Here is an 18,108-nt window from a genome sequence, read left to right on the forward strand (position 1 = left end):
TATCATGTCGCATCAGTCCGTGTTGCTACAAGAATCAATTGAAAGCTTAGCTATTAAAGCTGATGGTGTTTATATTGATGGAACGTTCGGCCGTGGTGGCCATAGTCAAGCTATTTTGACGCACTTATCTAATCAGGGCCGGCTAATTGCCATTGATAAAGATCCACAAGCTGTAGAATTTGCAAAGTGTCATTTCACTACAGACCCACGTTTTCAAATTTTTCAAGGTTCATTTGCCGACTTGCCTAAGTTTGCCAAACAAGCAAATGTTTATCAGCGAATAGATGGTATTTTACTAGATTTAGGGGTGTCATCACCGCAATTAGATGATGCTAATCGTGGATTTAGCTTTATGCAAGCAGGTCCTTTAGATATGCGTATGAATATACAGCAGTCTTTAGATGCTGCTACTTATATTAATCATGCACAACTAGATGATATGGCAAAAATATTTTGGGAATATGGTGAGGAGCGTTTTGCACGTCGTATTGCTAGAGCAATTATTGACGCGCGAGCAAAGGCACCCATTACCTCAACAACCGAGCTTGCTGAGATTATTAAACAAGCTAATCCTAAATGGGAAAAGCATAAACATCCAGCAACGCGGGTTTTTCAAGCGATTCGCATTCATATCAATGACGAGTTAGATGATCTTAAAAAAGGCCTTAAAAGTGCATTTGAAGTCTTAGGCAAAGGCGGTCGTTTAGTTGTTATCAGCTTTCACTCGCTAGAAGATAGGATTGTTAAGCAATTTATGCGCGATATGGAAATCGGTCAGCAACTACCTTTTGATATTCCAATACGCGCACAAGAGGAAATAAAATGTTTTAAACGGGTAGGAAAAGCAATTAAGCCTAAAGAAGAAGAGATTAAACAAAATATTCGCTCACGCAGTGCCATCCTAAGAATAGGAGAAAAAATTGTATGAACGCTGCAGCAAGAATAATTAATCAAAGTACATTATTTAATGGCCAATTATTTGCCATGCGTATTTCTAAAAAGCTCTGGCTCACTTTATTTCTGATGCTGCTTGTTTTATCCAGTGCCTTGGCGGTTATTTATATAACTAATGAGTACCGTACTAACTTTAGTGAATTACAGAAACTTGAGCAGCAAACACATCACTTACAACTACAATGGGGCCAACTACTCCTTGAGCAAGCAAGTCTTGCTACACCTGCACGTGTAGAGGTACTTGCAAAACAAAAATTGCAGATGCGACTTCCCGAGGATAAACAAACATTTGTATTACAGGCCAAATGAAAAAAAATGGACACCGTTTAAGGTTAATTGCTGTATCACTTTTCTTTATAATGATCTTTGGCATTTTGGTTTGGAGAATGCTTGATTTAACTGTGTTACATCGGCAATTTCTAAAAGGCCAAGGTGACGCTCGTAGTTTACGTATTCAAGATATTCCAGCTTATCGTGGGATGATTACCGATAGACAAGGTAGTCCGCTTGCAGTAAGTACGCCTGTCGAATCTGTTTGGGTCAATCCTAAAGAATTCTCACCTACTAATGAGCAGCTTAGTAAATTAGCGAAACTAATTGGTGTTAAAGCTCAAATATTAATAGACCGGGTTAAGCAAGCAAATTCAAGAGAATTCCTTTATTTACAACGCCAATTGCCACCTACATTAGCTAAAAAAATTGAGCTCTTGAAGATTCCTGGTGTTAATTTTCAGCAGGAATTTAAACGCTATTATCCTGAAGCAGATAGTGCAGCGCAATTAATTGGATTTACCAATATTGATGATGTGGGTATAGAAGGATTGGAGTTGGCATATCAAGATTGGTTAATAGGTATACCGGGTAAGAAGCGTGTGCTTAAAGATAAGATGGGTCGAGTTATTGAAGAATTAGGAATTATTAAGGAGCCACGTTCAGGACATGATTTAGTATTAAGTATTGATAGAAGAATTCAATATCTAGCTTATCATGAGTTACAAAATACATTAGAAAAATTTTCTGCTAAATCAGGCTCTGTTGTCGTATTAGATACACAAACAGGTGAGATTCTAGCTGCTGCTAATTACCCTTCTTTTAATCCCAATGCACGTGCGCGCTATTCCCGTGATAAATACCGTAATAAAGCATTAACTGATATTTTTGAACCAGGCTCCGTCATTAAGCCCTTTAGTATTGCTAGTGCCTTAAGTAGCGGCTTGGTAAAGCCTAAAACTATTATTGATACACGACCAAGCTGGATGGTCGTTCATGGGCGTACTATTCGAGATATACATAATTATGGCGTATTAGATGTCACAGGTGTTCTTCAGCACTCAAGTAACGTAGGTGTTACAAAAATGATTCTTTTAAACCCACCTGAGCAATATATAGGTTTGTTGCAACGCAGTGGTTTTGGTCAACGTACAGAAAGTAGTTATCCAGGTGAAAGTGATGGGAGTATTGTTAAGATTAAGGATGCTAACCCGTTTGTTTTAGCCACTTTAAGTTTTGGTTATGGTTTATCAGTGACAGCTCTACAATTAGCTAAAGGTTATTTAATTTTTGCTAATGGTGGTAAGACGCTACCTGTAACACTTCTACACAAGGATGTTCCTGAAGCTGGGAAGCAAGTTATCGATGAAAAAACAGCCAATCAAGTGTTGGCAATGCTTGAAGCGGTTCTAGGAAATCAAGGGACAGGTAAATTAGCACGTATACCAGGTTATCGAGTAGCAGGAAAGACGGGTACTGCTCGTATTGCCGGTAAAAAAGGTTATCAGGAGAATAAACATATTGCCAGCTTTGTTGGTATTGCGCCTGTGTCTAATCCTAAATTAATTGTTGTCGTTGTTATTCATGAGCCGACTCGTAATAGTTACTACGGTGCAGCAGTAGCCGCGCCTCTTTTTGCACAAGTCATGTCAGGCTCACTACGAATTTTAAATATTCCACCCGATAAAACAATAGGTTAATTGAGTTTATGAAATTAAATACGCTACTTGCACCATGGATAAAAACATCCCTACCAGAATTAGATATTCTAGGATTACATAATGATAGTCGCAAAATAAGCAAGGGTTTTTTATTCTGCGCTTATCCAGGCGTTACTACAGACGGACGAATGTATATAGACCAAGCAATAAAGGCAGGTGCTATTGCCATTTTGTATGAGCCAAAAGATTATACGCCTCCTAATAAGGTTACCGCGATAACTTGGATACCTTTTCCGAATTTAGCGCAACATTTAGCTGCAATTGCGAACCGATTTTATGAAGAACCTAGTAAAAAATTACATCTTACAGGTGTAACAGGAACAAATGGTAAAACGACCATTGCCTATCAATTAGCCCAAGCACATCAGCTACTAGGTAATCAAGCTGCTTATATTGGAACGATTGGGCAAGGTAGGGTAGAGAATCTTATCCCTTTAGATAATACGACCCCTGATGGAATTTGCTTACAAAACCTTTTTTCTACTTACTTGCATAGCGGTATAAAACATGTATGCATGGAAGTTTCTTCACATGCCCTAGCACAGCAACGAGTAGATGAAGTTAATTTTGAGCAGGCCATTTTCACTAATCTAACGTTAGATCATCTTGACTATCATCAAACAATGGATGCTTATGCGGCTGCAAAAGCAAGATTATTTTCATATACATCACTTAAAACTGCTATTTTAAATTACGATGATGACTATTCTAAATTTATGCAAGCACACTTAAATCCTGCTTGTAAGTGTATTACCTATGGCTTAAATAAGGGCAGTGATATACAAGCGCTAGATTGGCAAGTAACGATGGAAGGGACTTCAATTACTATCCATTCTGCTTGGGGTCAGGCCCGTTTAAAAATTCGCACGTTAGGTTACTTTAATATTTATAATGCATTAGCCGTTTTTACTAGCCTACTCGCTTGGGGTTATCCAATTGAAAAAATTACTCCTATCATGGCTGAGCTTTCTCCAGCACCAGGTCGGATGGAGGTTGTTATTCATGAGCCATGTATTGTTGTTGATTATGCGCATACGCCTGATGCATTAGAAAATGTATTAAAGACATTAAATCACCTTAAAGAAGGGCGTTTAATTGTCGTTTTTGGTTGTGGTGGCGATAGAGATAAATTAAAACGTCCTATTATGGGCGCTATAGCAACCCGTCATGCAGATATCGCTATTATTACTAGCGACAATCCTCGTACAGAAGACCCAGAGCAGATTATTACAGAGATTAATCAAGGTATTACAACTAATGGCGCAGATGTTTATCGAATAACAGATAGAAAATTGGCTATTGGTAAAGCAATCAGTTTAGCGGGTTCGAAAGATATCATTTTAATCGCTGGTAAAGGCCATGAAGATTATCAGCAAATTGGCCATATAAAGTACCCATTTTCAGATCAACTGATTGTCAAACAGATGATTAATTCGCTGTGCGGTTTAAATAATCAAAAATAAATCTATTTGTTTATACGCTATTGTGTTCATCTTTACGTCGAGCATCTTGCGATTCATTCTTAAAGTTTTTATTATGAGTTATTTTAATATTTCCTTATTAGAGACATTTCTACAGATCTTAGCTTAAAGTTAGATGTATTTTTCTTAGCTAATATTGCTAGCCACTCTAATGAGCAATAATAGAAGTTTTATCTCATTTATAGTATAGTTCTGCTATTTTTTTCAGATTCCATCATGAAATTTATCTATTTAACAATCGATGATTCTCCCTCTGAACATATGATAGAAAGAGTGAATTTTTTGTATGAGCATGAAATTCCTGCCATATTTTTTTGTAGAGGTGAATTATTAGCTGAAAATCAAACAGCAGTGGTTCATGCAATCAAGCTAGGTTTTTTGATAGGAAATCATTCTTATTCACATCCCTATTTTTCTGAAACTGAAAATGAAGTTTTTTATAATGAGATTCTCGCGACAGAAAAATTAATTGATGAATGTTATTTACAGGCTGGTTGTCAACGTCCTGGGAAGTTTATTCGATTACCATTTGGCGATCGAGGAGCGGGCGGCTACTTGAAAAAAGCGATTACTGAGGCTCAGTTACAGAAGGTTGAAAGCTTACAAAATTTTCTTCGACAGCATGATTTTAAACCACTTAATTTTGGCAATGAGCATAATGATGGATGTATTGATGCTTTATGGACCTTGGATACAGAAGATTATAAAAAAGAATTAAAAAATAACCCAGATACATATTTTAAATTACTGAGCTCCAAAGTTGATGCATCGAAATTTTCATCAGAAGTAATGCTGATGCATGATTTTGGTGCGAAAATCGGAAATAATTTTCATTTATTTAAAAAAACAATTCAAATTATTCTCGAACAAAATATTTGTTTTTTGCCAATAAGCTATGACCCGGGAATTTCACTAAAAGTACAAATGAAGCATCATTTTTTCAAATCAAACGGTGGTCTTAATGATAATGATCAAAATGAAATTTCTTTTCAACCGGAAAAAAAGTTTTGAGCTAAAGCTATTTCAAAATTAAAGCTAATTTCTAGCTTAAAAGTGGCCATATAAATTCAGGTAATTGTGATTGATAAACGGAGAAATCATGTCGTTTTTGATGTGCCTTGCGCAAGTGAAGAAAGCATTCTTTTTTATTGGTTGCTTCTTTTAAAGCCCTTGTTTCATGGATAGGATTAAAGAGTGCCAACACATAGTCTTGCCAAGTTGTCACCGATTTAAAGTTAGGAATTTTTTGTGAAGGTAGAGAAGAAGAATAATCCGGAAGGGGTAAATTTAAGGCCTGATGGAGTTTTTGACTTACTTGAATAACAGCATTAATTTTAGCTTCTATACTATGGCCTGCAATATGAGGTGTACATAAGTAAGCTAGCTTAACAATGTCAGAATTAATATTGGGTTCATGAGAGAATACGTCAGTACAGTAAATAATTTTTAAATCATTACTTAAAAGCGCTGTTTCATCAACAATTCCACCACGAGAAGCATTAATAATAGCTGTATTAGGTTTTAATTGAGCAAGTATTGGTTCAGAGATTAAATTCTTACTAGGAAAAGGCAAATTGTTATGTAAACTAGCGTGAATACAAATTACATCGCATTGTAAGAGTTCATTAAGTGGGGCACTATAAAAATTATTATCAACTAACGCTTTAGGAGGATCATAACGAACAACCTCAAAATTAAGAGCTCTCAAACGTTTAGTAACTTTAGACCCTACAACACCTAAGCCAATAACACCTGCTTTTTTTCCTCTAAAAGAAGTATATTTCTGTAAATAAGCAATGGTTGCAAGGACATAATCAGCTACAGCACTTGCATTACTACCTTTGGCATCAATAAGTGTTATATTTTTTTGCTTAAGAAAAACGTCATCGATGTGATCAGTTCCACTACTTGCGGTAGCAACATAAGATAAGGAATAATCTCTTAATAATTCTTTTGTTACTTTAAGTGTGGAGCGACACAATAAAATATCTTGCTTTGCTAGTAAGCTTTTAATGTCATCTTGTTGATGATAAAGGGTGATTTTAAATGGAGGCGGGAAGGCTGTTATTAAACTGGGTAAAGAGGCGTCAGCTAAGATATTCATATATTAAAAAGGGCACTCAGCGCTACTAAAGACCAACTAATTGGTGGCGTAATGAGCCAACTTAAAATTCCTGTAATCAATAACAATAAAATAATAAAAAAGCCATAAGGTTCGAGTTTTTGGTATAGGATTGCTTGTCTTATAGGTAATAAGCTAGCAACAATACGGCTACCATCTAGAGGCGGTATTGGTATTAAATTTAAAAAAGCGAGTAATAAATTAATTATAATGCCAGCTTTGCTAGCAAGAACCATAAATAAACCAATGGTCGATGTCTGCGGGTTAAGTGATAATCCTAATTTAAAGAGACCAGCCCAGAAAATTGCCATAAGAAAATTACTTAAGGGCCCAGCACCTGTAACTAAAATTACATCACGTCTGGGATTTTTTAATTGTCCTGCATTAATGGGTACCGGTTTTGCCCAGCCAAAAACAAAAGTAAAATTACTTAAAGCTAAAACCAGAATTGGAACAATAATTGTTCCAATAAGATCAATATGGCGTATTGGATTAAAACTTACCCGCCCTAACATTTTAGCTGTAGTATCACCAAGCCGATAAGCGACCCATGCGTGAGCTGCTTCATGAAGGGTAATAGCAAATAAGACAGGAATAATCCAAACTGCAATTTGTTGTATAATAGTTAATTCTGGCATCAGAGTAATGCAGTATAAAACAAACAAACATTCTAACTAGTCTTTTAAGATATAGCTAGTATTTCAAACACTGGTCTTATATTATACGCATCATTAGGGCATATTCATAGAATTAGGCATTTGATTTTGGAAAAGATTAAAATAAGCTTCTTTTTATTGCTTTTCTCATTGTTATTATTTGCTTTTGGCATAACTAAGATACCTGTTATCGATCGCGATGAAGCACATTTTGCTCAGGCAAGTAAGCAAATGATGCAAGTAGGAAATTATTTTCAGATTCGTTTCCAAGATAAAACGCGATTTCAAAAGCCACCTGGAATTAATTGGCTACAAGCAATAAGTGTTAAGCTGCTTAGTAATAATAATCTGAGTCAAATCTGGCCTTATCGCATTCCTTCCCTATTAGGTGCATTTTTATCAATTTTGTTCACCTATCTTTTTGCAAGCCGATTTGTGGGCTCAATAACTGCTGCATTGGCAGCCGGCCTTCTTGCCTCTACTCTCTTATTAGTAGTCGAAGCACACATGGCTGTTATTGATGCAACATTGCTTTTTTCTGTTATATTGATGCAGGGTGCCTTATGGAACATTTATCAGTCTTATAAAGAACAAAGAAAGGCAGGTTGGCTTTGGCCTGTGTGTTTCTGGCTTGCTATGGCCCTTGGAATTGCTTTAAAGGGGGTAACACCTTTAGTAGGATTATTAACTATTTTAGGATTATGCTTAATCGACAAAAATGTATATTGGTTGCGGCAATTAAAGATTTTTCAAGGATTACTTTTAGTAATAATTCTAACTTCAGTCTGGCTAATATTAGTTAATAAAGCTGAGCACAGTAATTATTTATTGCAAATGTTTAATAAGGATTTGCTACCCAAATTAAAGGGCGGACATGAGTCTCATGGTCAGCCACCTTTATTTCATTTAGCTATCTTACCTATAACATTTTGGCCTGCTTCTTTATTTCTTGGGCTCGGCGGAATTTATGCTTGGAAAAATCGTATTAAAAGTCAGGTAAAATTTTTATTAGCCTGGCTTGTGCCTTCTTGGATTTTCTTTGAATGCATGCCAACGAAATTGCCACAATATGTTATGCCTTTATTTCCAGCATTAGCCATTTTATGTGCACTAGCAATTAAAGAATATACTTATGCGCTAACAAGTAAGTGGTTAAGGCTTTTGCAGTATCTTTGGCTAATCCTATCCATTATTCTTGGCTTGGTTTTAATTTTAATAACCTATTGGGTAAATGATGCATTAAGTTTAAGTAGCGTCATTATAATTGTGGCTATTGTAAGTTTTTCTAATAGTGCAATTTATTTTAGTCGGCAAGGCAAATTAAATTACAGTATTATAAGTATTTTTATTATGGCAATGATTGTTTTTCCACTTATATTTAATAATTTACTGCCCTCTTTAAAACCGGTATGGCTAACTCATACTATGGCGCAACTCGTTGATAAGAACAGAATTGACAATGGTTTGCCGTTATTAGTTGTTGGTTTTGAGGAGCCGAGTTTAGTATTTAATCTCGATACTAAATCAGTTCGCTTCGTTGACTTAAATACAGCTATTACACAATTGCTTGTTAATCCTAAGCAGCTAGCAATCTTTGATAGTAGAGCATTACAGGCTTGGCCTTATCGCTCAAATAAGATAAAAATTTTAGCTCAAGCAAGAGGATTTAACTACAGTAAGGGACGCTGGGTGAAATTATTTCTTGTAGGTCAGGAAACAGGAGAAACTCTACATGGCGCCATTTAATCGATTAATTTTAGTTATGACTAGGCCATGGGTTATTATGGCCTATATTTTAATTATTACATTGCTGTTTCTTTATATTGATAAACCGCTAGCTGAGCACTTAGCTTTTTTAAATTATCGTATCAATTTTATCTTTCTTAACCATTTCACTAAACTTGGCTTAGGTCTAATTTATCTTATTACTTTTTTTCTAGGTACGCTTTACTTTAGGTATATTAATATCAACCGTGTCTGGGAAGCACGTATGTGTTTTCTTTGGCTGTGTGTTGCTATAAGTGGCCTATTTTGCGGTATTTTAAAAGTTATATTTAGCCGTGCCCGTCCTGATATGTGGTTTGATGGACAATATTATGGTTTTTACTGGTTAAAAACTAAGGCGCCTTTCTGGTCTTTTCCGTCAGGACATACAACTACTATTATGGCTCTTGCTTTCGGTTTATGTGTTCTTTTTCCACGTTATTTTTATGCTTTTCTGTTAATTGGCTTCTCAATTGCAATATCACGCGTTTTATTAGTTCATCACTATTTTAGTGATATATTAACTGGCACCTATTTATCTTTACTTACCGTAGGTCTAATACTCTGGGTTTTACGTAAAAAATCTTGGCTGGAACCTGTTTGGCGAGATACGTTATACTAGTTATTATTTTGCTTAGGAAGGATGTTTTGAGTAAGTTAACTTATTTATCTGTTATTATCCCTGTATATAATGAAGTCGATAATGTAGCGCATTTATATGAGGAAATTGTGCAAGCGTTACCTGCAGAGCAATTTGTTTTTGAAGTTATCTTTGTTGATGATGGCAGTATTGATGGTACAGTAGAGCGCCTACAAACTTTAGCAAAAGAAAATGCTTCTTTACGACTTTTGTGTCATAAACATAATTATGGACAAAGTGCAGCTTTAGTTAGTGGTGCGAAAGCAGCACAATATCCAATATTAGTGACTTTAGATGGCGATGGCCAAAATGATCCTAAAGACATTCCTTTGTTATTTAATTACTTAAATGATGATAAAACCGTGGTATTAGGAAACCGAAAAAAACGCGATGATAATCATCTGCGTAAGATTTCTTCGGTGATTGGTAATAAGGTTCGTCAACTCTTTTTAAATGATCAGTGCCCTGACACAGGCTGTAGCCTTAAGCTATTTCCACGTGATGGGTTTTTAAATTTACCTCATTTTAATCATTTACATCGGTTTTTACCGGCTTTGTTTAAACGAGCAGGTTATACATTAGTTAATGTTCCGGTAAATCACCGGCCACGTTGGCATGGTGTATCTAAGTATGGCGTCATGAATAGATTGTTTGTAGGTATACATGATTTAATAGGTGTACGTTGGTTATTAAAACGTCCCTGCGCTCCGGAGATTTCTAATAATGAATAAAGATTATATTTGGCTGGTAATTGGTTTAATTGGCCAAGGCATCTTTTCAGCACGTTTTATTGTTCAATGGTTAGTAAGTGAAAGAGAAAAAAGGAGTGTTATTCCAGTTGCTTTTTGGTATTTAAGTCTTTTAGGTGGGATTACGCTGTTTATGTATGCAGTTTACAAACGCGATCCCGTTTTTATCATTGGCCAGTTTAGTGGCGTTTTTATTTATTCGCGCAATCTATATCTTATTACCAGAGAACGTGCATCTAGATTAAATAAAAATACTGTGTCTATTTAAAATTACCTCAGTGCAGGATAAAACTTAAAAACTGCTAAAACAGGTAGGCTCTCTTCCTCATATTACCACCGTATCTACGTCTTGCGGCTTGTCCGCGGGATCCAGTGAGTATAGGATAAATAGAAAGTTACTTAAGTTATTTGCTTATCTTGTGTGTTGTAATTTATAAGGACCTGACCTGCCACAATTCGATCATTTTTCTTGTTTTTAATCCAATGTATATCAGTAGGGTTAGATTGTTTAATGAATTGCAGAGCCCAATACGGTATATTTTCACCTTCCCATAATAAGAGGGTTGCACCAGAAGGTATACTGGTTTCTTGATTAATTAAATAGGATTGAGCATTTTTAAATTGTAATTTCATATTTCCCAGTAGCCAATGTGAATCAGATATAAGAAAGTCAATTTTCTGAGAATTATTTTTATAAATTTTAGCAATTTCAAAAATGGGGATAGATTGCCGTTTATTTTGTCCATAGTAACTTCTATAACTTAAGATTATCAGGAAAGTAAATTGCACAAATAGGCAAAAGAGAATAAAGCGCTTACTGTAGCTAGCTAAAGAACCAGTAGGTTTTAAATAACTAAAAAAAAGAAGTGGGCTTAGAAATAAAATAGGAATAAGCCAGCGTGTTTCAAAGTTATGAATGCCTGCAAATAAAACAATTAATACAAGGAAAGGAAAATAAATAATATGGTAGTGGAGTAATAAATTGTTGGCAGCTGTTTTTTTAAAATTAAATGGTAGTGGAAAAAATAAATAGGCCACTGTTAAAACGGGTGCAATAAAAAAAAGACTAGCGCTTAGGAGATTAACAAAGCCATCAAAGAGAGTTTTTTTCTCTGGTGCTAGTTTGTAAACAGCATGTAAACCTACTTGGTAATTATGTAGTAACCATTGTCCATATGGCAAAGCAGTTAGGATTATTAACAAAATAGTAAGAAAAATGCGTCGATCTGCTAATTTTAAACGGTATTCTTTTTGTAAAGTTACACTCATTAAAAAAGTAATTAAAAATAATAGATAATTAAATTTAGATAAAAGCCCTAAACCAATAATAATACCTAAGCGTAAATACCAGTTTAAAGCCGATTGTGTATTGGTAATAAACCAGTACCAAGTTAGACAAGCGGTTAAAAGAGCTAAAATGGAATGCGTATTATCTTTCAGTAAATCTAAACTAATTGAACTAATTAATGCCCAAGCGGCTGTTGCACTTAAGGCAAGAAATTTATTAGGGCAATAAAATTTACAAATTAAATGATAACAGTATAAGCAGCCTAAAAGTAAACTATATTTTAAGAGAGAGAGGCTGATTAAATTGGTTCCTAGAAGCTGAAATAAAAAATATTGCAGCCAAGAATATAACGGTGGCTGATTTGGATAGCCTGAAAGAAGTTGTTGAGCCCAAATAACTTGCTCTGCTTCATCTAATTCTAGTAAAGGGCTGCGTAGACACAGACGGGCTAAAAGTGTTATTAGAAAAAAAAGCAAGAAAAAGAGTTTAGGATTATTTAATAAAGAATGTTTAATATGCTCAGGTAATTTTATCATTTTAATTAAAATATCGTTATTTTTAACTAGCGTTATATCTTAAGTTTAAGCGCAAGTGAACAGGGTGAAATAGATAAGACTTAAGTCGTGCAAACCCTGCAATACTGGAAAAGCTCAATTGATGTCGCTATAAAAAGCTTGTTTTTTTCAATCACTACTTTAATCTATATTATGAAGGACGTGAGTAATTATCTTTTATTGCTAGTAAGGATACAATAATGAATAGCCTTAAGCAAAGCCTAACTGATATTGTAAGTGCTTATACTCAATATGATTTATCTACTAAGTCCTATCATTCTAAACAATTATCTGCAGCCGAATTACAAAAGCTTGAAGTGCAACTAATTACACTTTTTTCCCAATTTTTAACAACCGAAGGCGTAGAAGAAAACGAAATTAATAAACAACACAAGATTCTACGTGGACTTTTTCATCCCGATAAACTTGTTATAGCAGCTCCTGAAATTCAATGGCTAGAACATAGTTTAAGTGCCGGAGCTAATAATGGGATATGTTTTAAATTAATTGACAGTTGCGCAGAAGAATTAAAGCAACCCAAAATAAATAAAGAGGATTTTATTTTTTCTGAAGATGATTTAGGCTCTCTGCATATTGATGAATTAATTAGGCAACTTAAGCAAATAAGGAAACAGGCAGTTACCTTAACACAGCAAGCATTAATAAATAGTACCATTACCCTTTTGCAAAATATTAAGCGATTTCAATCTACAACAGAGCAGTTTGAGCCAGGATGGCTTAAAACAATTCTTGATTCTCTACCTTATATAACGAGTGGATTTTGTATTGGTTTATATCTTAAAGAACTCTCTTTACTGTATGCCATATTATGTTTGATTGCTAAAGGAGGAAGCTGGTTACAAAAGGGAGACATTCGAGGTTGGCGTGCCTTAGGAGAAATGACACGTGAAGTGAGTGGTGTGATTTCGAATGCAGCTACAACACTCATGCTCTATTTTATTAGTATGAATTTCTCTGCCATGAATACTGCTTATTATATTGGCTTTGAAGCTTGTTCAAAAATATTTCAATTAATTGGCCTTTCGGAAACAAGACAGATACCTAGTGCTTATGTTAACTCGCAGGCTCTAATATTGCCGCAGCATTTTTTGCCAGGCAAATTCAATTTTGAAACCTTAGAATTAAAATTAATCACTCTTAAACTAGAGCAATATCAAGATCAGCAAAAACAGCAATATTTTGCTTCATGGCGAAGGGGCTGTAAAAAGAGCAGTTTAATTGAGAGAGTATTTCAGCAACTTAAGTTAATTGATCTTAAGCCTATTTCAGTAAGTGAAAAGCTAATTGAGGCTAATACTATTATTAATAATTTAGCCTGTCATCCTTATTTTAAGGCGAATAAAAGTAGAGCAAAGGAAACAATAGAAGCTATAAAGATGATTGTACAATCACTTATGAAAAATAAAAGCGAACAAATAATTACAGAAGATGATTGTGCACTTATCGATAACTTATTCTCCCTTTCCACCTCTTAAATACTTTTAATAGCTTTATTTAGTAAGTAAATTAGCATTAGAGCGCTTGCATAACCTGCATCTTTTTCTTTATTGCGGTGCTTATTTATTCTCTGTAAATTCTGCTTCTTGAAATCTTTGCGCCTTGTCTAAAGCTTAGTGGGCGGCGCTATAGCTAAATCAGTTGCCTTTATTTCAGTAAGATTATTTGTTATTCACGCAAATTTTATTAATAATAATGCCTTAAGTTGATATAGCGAGAGAATAATGAATATTGCAGTTTTTGGCGCTGGATATGTTGGTTTAGTATCTGGAGCCTGTTTCGCTAAACTTGGACACCAAGTAATTTGTGTAGATATCAATTCTAAACGAATAGAAATGTTAGAAGGTGGCCAATGCCCTATCTATGAGCAAGGATTGGAAGAGTTACTTAAGGAGCAATTAAGTTTAGGCAATTTAACTTTCACCAGTGACTTAGTTCATGCTATTCAATCCAGCCAGATTTTTATAATTGCTACCGGTACGCCTAGTTTGCCTGATGGTAGCGCTGATTTATCGCAAGTTTTTTCAGTGACGAATTTAATTGTAGAACATATTAAACAGGATGCAATATTAGTAACTAAATCAACGGTACCTGTTGGGACAGGCGATATTATTGAAGGCTTAGTTAATGACAAAATGAGTGCTGCAAAGAAAAATATTAAGCTAACAGTCGCTTCTAATCCTGAATTTTTACGGGAAGGTTGTGCAATTAGTGATTTTTTAAATGCTGATCGTATTATTATTGGTGGGAATGCCTATGCAATCTCTAGTTTAAAAAAACTTTACCAGCCGTTAATCGACAAAGGTATTCCTTTTTTAACGATGAGCAGGAGCTCTGCAGAATTAACAAAATACGCTGCTAATGCTATGTTAGCCTGTCGAATTAGTTTTATGAATCAAATTAGTCAACTTGCAGAAAAAGTAGGCGCTAATATTGAGGACATTAGGGATGGGATGGCGCTTGATCCTCGTATCGGGCCTTATTTTTTGCAGGTAGGAATTGGTTATGGTGGCTCTTGCTTTCCAAAAGATGTTCGAGCGCTTGCTCAGACTGCACAAACACTAAGTATCAATACTGCTTTTTTACAGGCCATAGATAAAGTTAATGAATTACAAAAAAATTGGTTGTTTTATCAAGTAGCAAAGCATTTTAAACAGCAATTGCAGGGCTTAAAAATTGGCTTGTGGGGCTTAGCATTTAAGCCAGGTACTGACGATTTACGAGAAGCGAGTAGTCTTGTAGCAATTCATGCCTTTTTAAAAGCGGGTGCAAATATAATAGCCTTTGATCCAGCTGCAGTTGCAAAAGCACAACGATTATTCGAACCATCTGATAATATTGTATGGTGTCAAGATATAAATGATGTATTTAACTCTCAAATTGACGTATTAATTATTGCTACTGAATGGCCTGAGTTTAAAAATTATTCCTTAACTGTCTTGCGTAATAAATTAAATGGCGCGCCTCTTTTTGATGGGCGGAATTGTTTTTCATTAGAGTCTATACAAAAAGCAGGGATAGCTTACTATTACTCAGTTGGCCGGCCTATTATTTCTAATACAGAAAGCATGGAGCTTATCGATTATGCAAATTAAGAAGGCTGTTTTTCCAGTAGCTGGCCTAGGTACACGGTTTTTACCTGCAACCAAAGCAAATCCAAAAGAAATGCTTCCTATAGTTGATAAGCCCTTAATTCAATATGCGGTTGAGGAAGCTGTAAGAGCAGGTATTACACATATGATTTTTATTACTAGTTCAACTAAACGTGCTATTGAAGATCATTTTGATAAACATTTTGAGCTTGAAGCTAGACTAGAAGAAGAGGGAAAAGAATTTTTGCTTGAACTGGTAAAGAATGTTTCACCTGTTCATATCCAATTTACTTATGTTAGACAGAATCAACCACTTGGTTTAGGACATGCTATTTTATGTGCTGAGCATGTTGTTGGTAATGAGCCGTTTGCTGTGCTTTTAGCGGATGACTTAATTGATGAATCGAAATTACCTTGTTTATCCGCAATGACAGAGCATTTTAAATACAATAAGCATTCCATTTTCGCAGTTCAACAAGTACCTTGGGAAAATGTACATCAATATGGTGTTGTTAAATTAGATTCAATCAATAGAGATTATGCTAAGCTAAACGCTATGATTGAAAAACCTACTGTTGAAGAAGCGCCTTCAAACTTTGCGGCTGTTGGTCGTTATATTTTCACAGCAAGTATTTTCTCATCTTTAAAAAGAATTAAAGCTGATCATCGAGGCGAAATACAATTAACTGATGCTATTCAACATTTATTGAATTATGAAACAGTAATGACTTATCACTTTCGAGGTAAACGATATGATTGCGGTTCAAAATTAGGTTATTTACAAGCGGCTGTTGAGTTCGGGCTGCGGCATACTGAGATAGGAATCGATTTCTCAAAATATTTGTATAATTTATTAAATCACGCTGCAGAGAAAGTTTATTAAAAGGGACGGTTCATATCATTATTGATTTTAAATATAGATTAGCTTCGTTTCTTAAAACAATTAATTTAAATTAAACTATATTTAAATTACAAGCAAAGAAGTAAATCTTAATTGTTATTTCGATAATATTTAATGATGAATATCGCTTCCAAACTTGAATTGGATATATACCTCTGGCAAGATGCTTGTTGATTTGGATTTCCAGCGAGGAAGTATGAAAATTCTTGTTGCAGTAAAACGTGTTATTGATCCCTACGTCAAGATAAGGATTGCACCAGATCAAATGGGGGTTGAAACACAAAATGTAAAGATGTCCATGAACCCTTTCGATGAGATCGCACTTGAAGAGGCAATTCGCTTAAAAGAAAAAAATATTGCTTCCGAGGTAGTCGCTGTTACTATTGGAGGTGATTCGGCGCAAGAGACCTTGCGGCATGCACTTGCTTTGGGAGCGGATAGAGCTATTCTAGTTAAGAGTGAAAAGCATTACTGCAGTTTGAATATTGCAAAGATTTTACAAAAAATTGTAACGCAAGAACGACCAAATTTAGTACTTATGGGTAAACAAACTATTGATGGTGATAATAATCAAACCCCTCAAATGTTGGCAGCGCTTCTTAATTGGCCGCAGGCAACTTATGCTTCTAAGATAGAAATTGAAAATACATCCATGCAGGTGACTCGCGAAATAGATGGTGGTTTAGAAACACTCGCTTTAACACTACCTGCTATCGTTAGTACGGATTTACGTTTAAATGAACCGCGTTATGCTAGCTTACCTAATATTATGAAAGCAAAACGTAAACCGCTTGATATTCTATCAATAGAAAGCTTACAACTTGATTTAAAAGATCATGTTCAAGTGCTTTCAGTAAAGCCTCCTTCGGCACGTTCAGCTGGTGTCATACTTGATTCAGTTAAGTCACTTGTTGAAAAATTAAATGAAGCCAAAGTGCTTTGATAAGGAGAAATAATGAGCGCTTTAGTAATTGTTGAACATGATAATCAAAAAATGCATGCATCCACGCAGAGTACTTTCTCTGCTGCGTTAAATCTAGATGAACATCCAGCTCTCTTAGTAGTAGGGTATCAGTGTAGGCAAGTGGCAGAAGAAGCTGCAGCCTTAGCTGGCGCAAGCATAGTTTTACTGATAGATAATGAGTCTTATCAGCATCATTTAGCAGAAAATACCAGTCAACTTATTACAGCAATCGCTAAAGATTATGCCTTTATTTTAGCGCCTTCAACAACTTTTGGTAAGAATATAATGCCTCGTGTTGCAGCACAATTAGGGGTAGCTCAGGTTTCGGATGTCATTCGAATTGTTGATCATGAGACCTTTGAGCATCCTATTTATGCAGGTAATGCAATTGAGACAGTCAAAGTACTTGATACAAAAAAAGTATTAACTATTCGTACAACTGCCTTTTCAAGCACGCTAGCAAGCCAAACACCTTGTTGTATTGAAACAATAGATAATGTAGTTTCAGCAACGAACACAACATTTGTTAAACAGGAATTAAATCGTTCAGTAAGACCTGATTTAGCAAGTGCTAAAATTATTGTTTCAGGAGGACGTGGTTTACAAAGCGCTGAGAAATTTAAGCTTATTGAAGAATTAGCAGATGCTTTAGGCGCTGCTGTAGGTGCATCAAGAGCTGCTGTTGATGCAGGATATGTTCTTAATGATTGCCAAGTTGGGCAGACAGGTAAAATTGTTGCGCCGGAACTCTATATTGCAATAGGAATTTCGGGAGCAGTGCAACATTTAGCCGGTATGAAGGATTCAAAAATCATTGTTGCCATTAACAAAGATCCGGATGCTCCTATTTTTCAAATTGCCACTTATGGTCTAGTTGGCGATTTATTTGAATTAGTTCCAGAACTAATTGAACAATTGAAGCAACATTAGGAGA

At 35.3% G+C, this 18,108-nt stretch carries 17 protein-coding genes; 14 read left to right on the forward strand and 3 right to left on the reverse strand.

All coding sequences use genetic code 11. The features are described 5' to 3' along the window. Position 1 precedes the first annotated feature (1 nt). The 5 genes from rsmH (at position 2) to ACQUW5_RS04025 (ending at position 5,437) form a co-directional block, all read left to right on the forward strand. Positions 2-928: a 16S rRNA (cytosine(1402)-N(4))-methyltransferase RsmH gene (gene rsmH, locus ACQUW5_RS04005; protein WP_444990024.1), complete on the forward strand. Its 927-nt coding sequence runs from the start codon at positions 2-4 to the stop codon at positions 926-928. Continuing rightward, positions 925-1,263, forward strand: a complete 339-nt coding sequence (ftsL, locus tag ACQUW5_RS04010; protein ID WP_444989921.1) for a cell division protein FtsL — start codon at positions 925-927, stop codon at positions 1,261-1,263. The genes rsmH and ftsL overlap by 4 nt, the downstream gene beginning before the upstream one ends. Further along, positions 1,260-2,924: a peptidoglycan D,D-transpeptidase FtsI family protein gene (locus ACQUW5_RS04015; protein WP_444989922.1), complete on the forward strand. Its 1,665-nt coding sequence runs from the start codon at positions 1,260-1,262 to the stop codon at positions 2,922-2,924. Before ftsL ends, ACQUW5_RS04015 begins: the two co-directional genes overlap by 4 nt. A gap of 8 nt (positions 2,925-2,932) precedes the next feature. Then, positions 2,933-4,408, forward strand: coding sequence for a UDP-N-acetylmuramoyl-L-alanyl-D-glutamate--2,6-diaminopimelate ligase (locus ACQUW5_RS04020; protein WP_444989923.1), 1,476 nt, complete (start codon positions 2,933-2,935; stop codon positions 4,406-4,408). 234 nt (positions 4,409-4,642) lie between these two features. After that, positions 4,643-5,437: a polysaccharide deacetylase family protein gene (locus ACQUW5_RS04025; protein ID WP_444989924.1), complete on the forward strand. Its 795-nt coding sequence runs from the start codon at positions 4,643-4,645 to the stop codon at positions 5,435-5,437. A 31-nt stretch (positions 5,438-5,468) separates the two neighbouring features. Here the strand turns inward: ACQUW5_RS04025 and ACQUW5_RS04030 are convergent, their stop codons facing one another. Together ACQUW5_RS04030 and ACQUW5_RS04035 are read right to left on the reverse strand one after the other, a co-directional pair. Beyond that, a complete protein-coding gene (locus ACQUW5_RS04030) occupies positions 5,469-6,530 on the reverse strand; it encodes a 4-phosphoerythronate dehydrogenase (protein ID WP_444989925.1) in 1,062 nt (353 codons plus the stop codon). Beyond that, entirely contained in the window at positions 6,527-7,186 is a 660-nt protein-coding gene (locus ACQUW5_RS04035) for a site-2 protease family protein (protein WP_444989926.1), read from the reverse strand. The genes ACQUW5_RS04030 and ACQUW5_RS04035 overlap by 4 nt, the downstream gene beginning before the upstream one ends. Positions 7,187-7,312: 126 nt before the next feature. Between ACQUW5_RS04035 and ACQUW5_RS04040 the strand changes: the two genes are divergently transcribed. The 4 genes from ACQUW5_RS04040 to ACQUW5_RS04055 are packed head-to-tail and all read left to right on the forward strand — an operon-like array spanning position 7,313 to position 10,625. Continuing rightward, positions 7,313-8,950 (forward strand): ArnT family glycosyltransferase, encoded by a 1,638-nt coding sequence (locus tag ACQUW5_RS04040; RefSeq protein ID WP_444989927.1) that lies wholly within the window; start codon positions 7,313-7,315, stop codon positions 8,948-8,950. Further along, on the forward strand, positions 8,937-9,590 hold the full coding sequence (locus tag ACQUW5_RS04045; RefSeq protein ID WP_444989928.1) for a phosphatase PAP2 family protein: 654 nt from the start codon (positions 8,937-8,939) through the stop codon (positions 9,588-9,590). The genes ACQUW5_RS04040 and ACQUW5_RS04045 overlap by 14 nt, the downstream gene beginning before the upstream one ends. A gap of 26 nt (positions 9,591-9,616) precedes the next feature. Continuing rightward, positions 9,617-10,339, forward strand: coding sequence for a glycosyltransferase family 2 protein (locus ACQUW5_RS04050; protein WP_444989929.1), 723 nt, complete (start codon positions 9,617-9,619; stop codon positions 10,337-10,339). Continuing rightward, on the forward strand, positions 10,332-10,625 hold the full coding sequence (locus tag ACQUW5_RS04055; RefSeq protein ID WP_444989930.1) for a lipid-A-disaccharide synthase N-terminal domain-containing protein: 294 nt from the start codon (positions 10,332-10,334) through the stop codon (positions 10,623-10,625). Before ACQUW5_RS04050 ends, ACQUW5_RS04055 begins: the two co-directional genes overlap by 8 nt. A 131-nt stretch (positions 10,626-10,756) precedes the next feature. Here the strand turns inward: ACQUW5_RS04055 and ACQUW5_RS04060 are convergent, their stop codons facing one another. Next, positions 10,757-12,181, reverse strand: a complete 1,425-nt coding sequence (locus ACQUW5_RS04060) for a glycosyltransferase family 39 protein (protein WP_444989931.1) — start codon at positions 12,179-12,181, stop codon at positions 10,757-10,759. Positions 12,182-12,399: 218 nt separating this feature from the next. On the opposite strand from ACQUW5_RS04060, the gene ACQUW5_RS04065 reads away from it, so the two are divergent. The 5 genes from ACQUW5_RS04065 (at position 12,400) to ACQUW5_RS04085 (ending at position 18,104) form a co-directional block, all read left to right on the forward strand. Then, on the forward strand, positions 12,400-13,695 hold the full coding sequence (locus tag ACQUW5_RS04065) for a hypothetical protein (protein WP_444989932.1): 1,296 nt from the start codon (positions 12,400-12,402) through the stop codon (positions 13,693-13,695). Between the two features lie 246 nt (positions 13,696-13,941). Then, positions 13,942-15,312 (forward strand): UDP-glucose dehydrogenase family protein, encoded by a 1,371-nt coding sequence (locus ACQUW5_RS04070; RefSeq protein ID WP_444989933.1) that lies wholly within the window; start codon positions 13,942-13,944, stop codon positions 15,310-15,312. Then, positions 15,299-16,192: a UTP--glucose-1-phosphate uridylyltransferase GalU gene (galU, locus tag ACQUW5_RS04075; RefSeq protein ID WP_444990025.1), complete on the forward strand. Its 894-nt coding sequence runs from the start codon at positions 15,299-15,301 to the stop codon at positions 16,190-16,192. The genes ACQUW5_RS04070 and galU overlap by 14 nt, the downstream gene beginning before the upstream one ends. Positions 16,193-16,406: 214 nt before the next feature. Further along, on the forward strand, positions 16,407-17,153 hold the full coding sequence (locus ACQUW5_RS04080; protein WP_444989934.1) for an electron transfer flavoprotein subunit beta/FixA family protein: 747 nt from the start codon (positions 16,407-16,409) through the stop codon (positions 17,151-17,153). A 12-nt stretch (positions 17,154-17,165) separates the two neighbouring features. After that, a complete protein-coding gene (locus ACQUW5_RS04085; protein ID WP_444989935.1) occupies positions 17,166-18,104 on the forward strand; it encodes an electron transfer flavoprotein subunit alpha/FixB family protein in 939 nt (312 codons plus the stop codon). Positions 18,105-18,108: the final 4 nt, after the last annotated feature.

This window comes from Legionella pelazae (assembly GCF_052527395.1).